The organism is Acinetobacter sp. UBA6720, from assembly GCF_002454215.1.
In the GTDB taxonomy this organism is placed as follows: Bacteria; Pseudomonadota; Gammaproteobacteria; order Pseudomonadales; family Moraxellaceae; genus Acinetobacter.
In genome coordinates, this window is record NZ_DKIK01000067.1 from 1 (window position 1) to 4,451 (window position 4,451).

At 41.4% G+C, this 4,451-nt stretch carries 4 protein-coding genes; 2 read left to right on the forward strand and 2 right to left on the reverse strand.

Annotated features, from left to right (window positions below):
* Positions 1-981 (forward strand): glutamate 5-kinase (gene proB, locus B4F08_RS05545; protein WP_291373678.1); only part of this gene is annotated, 981 nt, incomplete at its 5' end.
* 58 nt (positions 982-1,039) lie between these two features.
* Here the strand turns inward: proB and B4F08_RS05550 are convergent.
* The gene (locus B4F08_RS05550; RefSeq protein ID WP_291373680.1) at positions 1,040-1,636 is read right to left on the reverse strand and encodes a phosphatase PAP2 family protein; all 597 of its coding nucleotides are present in this window, start codon (positions 1,634-1,636) and stop codon (positions 1,040-1,042) included.
* A gap of 208 nt (positions 1,637-1,844) precedes the next feature.
* Complete coding sequence (locus B4F08_RS05555) at positions 1,845-2,549, reverse strand: SIMPL domain-containing protein (RefSeq protein ID WP_086209585.1); 705 nt, start codon at positions 2,547-2,549, stop codon at positions 1,845-1,847.
* A gap of 473 nt (positions 2,550-3,022) precedes the next feature.
* On the opposite strand from B4F08_RS05555, the gene B4F08_RS05560 reads away from it, so the two are divergent.
* Positions 3,023-4,396 (forward strand): diaminobutyrate--2-oxoglutarate transaminase, encoded by a 1,374-nt coding sequence (locus tag B4F08_RS05560; RefSeq protein ID WP_086209584.1) that lies wholly within the window; start codon positions 3,023-3,025, stop codon positions 4,394-4,396.
* The last annotated feature ends 55 nt before the right edge of the window (positions 4,397-4,451 follow it).

The following is a 4,451-nucleotide window of genomic DNA, read 5'->3' on the forward strand; positions in this document are numbered from 1 at the left end:
GGACATGAGATTATTCTGGTGTCATCAGGAGCTGTGGCTGAAGGTATGGTTCGTATGAAGCTAGACAGCCGACCCACCGATCTACCCAGTCTTCAGGCGTGTGCTGCCATTGGTCAGATGGGCCTGATTCATACATGGTCGAGTGTGCTTGAAAAACATCACATTCAGACTGCACAAGTGTTGTTGACCCATGATGACTTGGCAGACCGTCGTCGTTATTTGAACTCATGTGACGCTTTACAGAACTTGATTGAATGGCATGTGATCCCTGTGATCAATGAAAATGACACGGTTTCGACCGATGAAATTCGCTTTGGTGACAATGACACGCTGGCCGCGATGGTTGCAGGTCAAGTCCATGCTGATTTGTTAATTATTTTGACTGATCAGCAGGGTATGTTTGACTCAGACCCACGTTCAAACCCAGATGCGAAACTGTTCCATACCGTGCGTGCTTTAGATGAAAGCTTGTTTGATATGGCTGGCGGTGGCGGTAAGTTTGGTCGTGGCGGCATGTTGACCAAAGTCCGTGCTGCACGCTTGGCTGCAAAGTCTGGCTGTCCAACGCTGATTGCCAGTGGTGAAAGTGATAATGTGCTTGCACGTTTGATGGATGGTGAAATGCTTGGGACATTGTTTATTACTGACAATGACCGCATTACGGCTCATCAACAATGGTTAGCGGCTCACTTACAAACAGCAGGTCGTTTGGTGTTGGATGATGGTGCGGTTAAGGCCATTAAAGATAATCATCGTAGTTTACTTCCAGTTGGCGTGAAAGCTGTGGAAGGGCATTTTGAGCGCGGTGACGTGGTTGAATGTGTTGATATCCAAGGTGGTCGTGTTGCGGTCGGGCGTGTCAACTTTAGTTCACGTTCTGCGGAGCTGGTAAAGGGCTTAGCGTCAGATAAAGTTCACCAAGTTCTAGGTGAAGCACGCTCACTTGAGATGATTCATCGAAACCACATGGCGATCTACTGATTTAAATGCATTAAAAAAATCCCGCTTTCGAGCGGGAATTTTTGCTTTAAAGCAAAAGTTATTTGATATAGCCTTTTTGAATCAGTGGCTTAAATAAGTAAAAGTGAATGGTGAGTGCCCATTGCATGATTTTCTCTTTATAGAGATTCCAAAGGGTTAAACCAAAGAAGTTTAAGGCAAAAGCCAATAGAAAAGCGCCGAGCATATCTAAAGGGAAGTGCACACCGAGATAGACACGTGACCATGCAACAAGCCAAGCCATAATCAAGAGAAAAACTCCCAGTTTGCGCTGTGCCGAGAACAGATAAGAAAAGGCAATACTGCTAAAAATCAGCATATGGTCACTCGGGAATGAACCATTAGGTGCATGGTAAATGAGAGTGCGTCCAACATCCATGACAAAAGGCCGCGGGTGATAATACACATGCGAAATACATTGGCTGATCAAAATGGCGATACTGGTAAAGATAAATGCCTTCAATATCTGCTTTTTAGTGTCATAGTTACCACGTAGCCAAAACCAAGCAAACAGTAAAATCATGCAATAGAGCAGGTCATTGGCAATGAAAATAGCAAAATGAATATTGGTATTGCTAGCTTCGGGAGATGCATTAATCCATGAAAAAAGCGATAAATTAAGTTCAGAGAGGGTCATGAAGTAGGGTGATATTTATAAAGTGCGAAAATGTGTCACAATTTTGTCATATTGTTAAAATAAAAAAGACCACAAAAATGTAGTCTTTTTTATCTGCTGCATGGATTTGAGTGAATTGGCTGTCAGCTTTAAAAGTAAAATCACGTTGCGCACTGAATTTAAAAGCTAAGTTTAATGTCGCTTTTCAAATTGCATGAGCGCTATTTTTTTATTTAAATTGAACAGTACCATTTGTATTTACGGTGATTTTAGACTCGCCACCTGCCACATCTTGCATTGGTGCTGCATCAGCCATTGCAAATTTTGCACTTTCAGCACGCATCATCACTGGACGAGGGTAATAGTTACTGGTGTTAATGTTCAAGTTCACCAAGTTATAGCCTGATTTGTTCCATGCTTGTGCTAAAGATTGCGCACGTTGTTGGAAGTTTTTCGATGCTTCAATAATCAGCTCATTTTCGACTTTTTTACGTTGTGCATCAGATACACTAAAACCAATAGATTGGGTTTGGAAGTTCTGTTGTAACTCACCAATCAACTGACTTGCTGCCTTAAAGTCTGTGCTTTCTAAATTAATTTCTGCACGACCACGCCATTCTTTTAGCTTTTGGTTGTCATCATTATAAATTGGGTAAGTGCTTTGAGAGCCCGTTTCGACTTTTACACTTGGGTATTTGCGTGCTAAAGCAGTGGCTTGATTCATCAACTGTGTAATTTGAGTAGCCAGTTCAGCAGGTTGCTTATTGCTGCGTTCAATGTACAAAGTTGCATTCATGAGATCATTGGAAACTTGGCGTGTTGCTTCGGCCTGAACGTTGACAATATTGTAGTTTAATTGGTTATCTGACTGTGCAAAAACTGCGGAGCTAAATAAAGTGCTAAGTGCGATGGCTGGGATGAAGAATTGACGCATTTTTATTCCTTTTTTATTTACGAGGAGTTTTGCAACATTTATAAAAAGCTTAAAGCCAATTTGTGGTGAATTTGCGAAAATATTGTGGTTCGATTGTAAAAATGAGTACATATTATTTTTCAATAAAGTCTAGATATATTTAATTTTTTCAATCGCTTAATTTTCATCTAAGCTGAACTTTATTATATTTTTTGGCAAAGTTGAAAAATAAATAAAATCATCGGGTTTTCTTTACGTTGTCACACTGTAAGATGATAATTTAAGCTATGGTTTAGGACGATCTATTTTTTTAGTAAATTTATGACAGATAATATCCAAAAGCTGTTTATTTTATTGAAAATTTCTGTATCATCCGCCTCCTAGTTATGAAGTATCTGAACACTATCTAACTAGATTTTATAAAGCGCCGAGTCAAAGGACCAAAAGTCACCCGACTTATTTCTTTCAACCCATATCAGAGATGGTAATTCGATATGAGCGTTTCTTCTGTAAACCCTGCCACTAATTCTACTAACGAATACTATTTGACTCGCCAAAGTCAGATGGAATCCAATGTTCGTAGCTATCCACGGAAATTACCGTTAGCGATAGCCAAAGCATTAGGTTGCTGGGTTACTGATGTTGAAGGTACAGAGTACCTCGATTGTTTAGCTGGGGCAGGAACATTGGCTTTGGGCCATAATCATCCTGCGGTAATTCAAAGTATCCAAGATACGCTTGCAAGCGGTCTACCATTACATACTTTGGATTTAACGACACCTTTAAAAGATGCGTTTACTGAAGCATTACTTGAGCAATTACCTGGTGGTAAAGAAGAGTATTGTTTACAGTTCTGTGGTCCATCTGGTGCAGATGGCACGGAAGCAGCAATTAAATTAGCAAAGACTTATACGGGTCGTAGTACAGTGATTAGCTTCTCTGGTGGCTACCATGGTATGACACATGGTTCGCTTGCTATGACAGGTAATTTGTCTGCTAAAAATGCTGTAAATGGTTTGATGCCAGGCGTTCAATTTATGCCGTATCCGCATGAATACCGTTGCCCACTTGGTTTAGGTGGTGAAGCGGGTGTGGATGCTTTAACGTATTTCTTTGAGAATTTCATCGAAGACGTTGAAAGTGGTGTAACTAAGCCAGCTGCTGTGATTCTTGAAGCAATTCAAGGTGAAGGTGGTGTGGTAACAGCGCCAACCAAATGGTTGAAAAAAATCCGCGAAGTGACTGAAAAACACAATATCGTGTTGATTCTTGACGAAGTTCAAGCAGGCTTTGCACGTTCAGGCAAGATGTTCGCATTCGAACACGCAGGTATTGAACCTGACGTTGTTGTCATGTCTAAAGCTGTAGGTGGTAGCTTACCGCTTGCTGTACTGGGCATTAAGCGTAAGTTCGACGCATGGCAACCAGCAGGTCACACGGGTACTTTCCGTGGTAACCAATTGGCGATGGGTACTGGTCTTGCAACCATCAAAACCATCAAAGAACAAAACCTTGCGCAGAATGCACAAGAACGTGGTGATTTCTTACAAGCTGAATTTAAAAAGCTGGCTCAAGAGTTCCCATGTATCGGTAACGTGCGTGGCCGTGGTTTGATGATTGGTGTTGAAATTGTTGATGAGCGTAAACCAGCGGATCATATGGGGTCTTTACCTGCAGATGGTCAACTGGCAGCAGCGATTCAAGCGGCATGCTTTAACAACAAGTTATTGTTAGAAAAAGGCGGTCGTAACGGTACAGTGATTCGTTTACTTTGCCCACTTATTATCACTCAAGCTGAATGTGAAGAAGTAATTGTTCGCTTTAAGAAAGCAATTGCTGAAGCACTTGTTGCAACTCGAGGCGCGTAATCATGGTTGATTTTGCAGAACACCGTAAGGCGTTACTCTGCAATGATGCTGCATC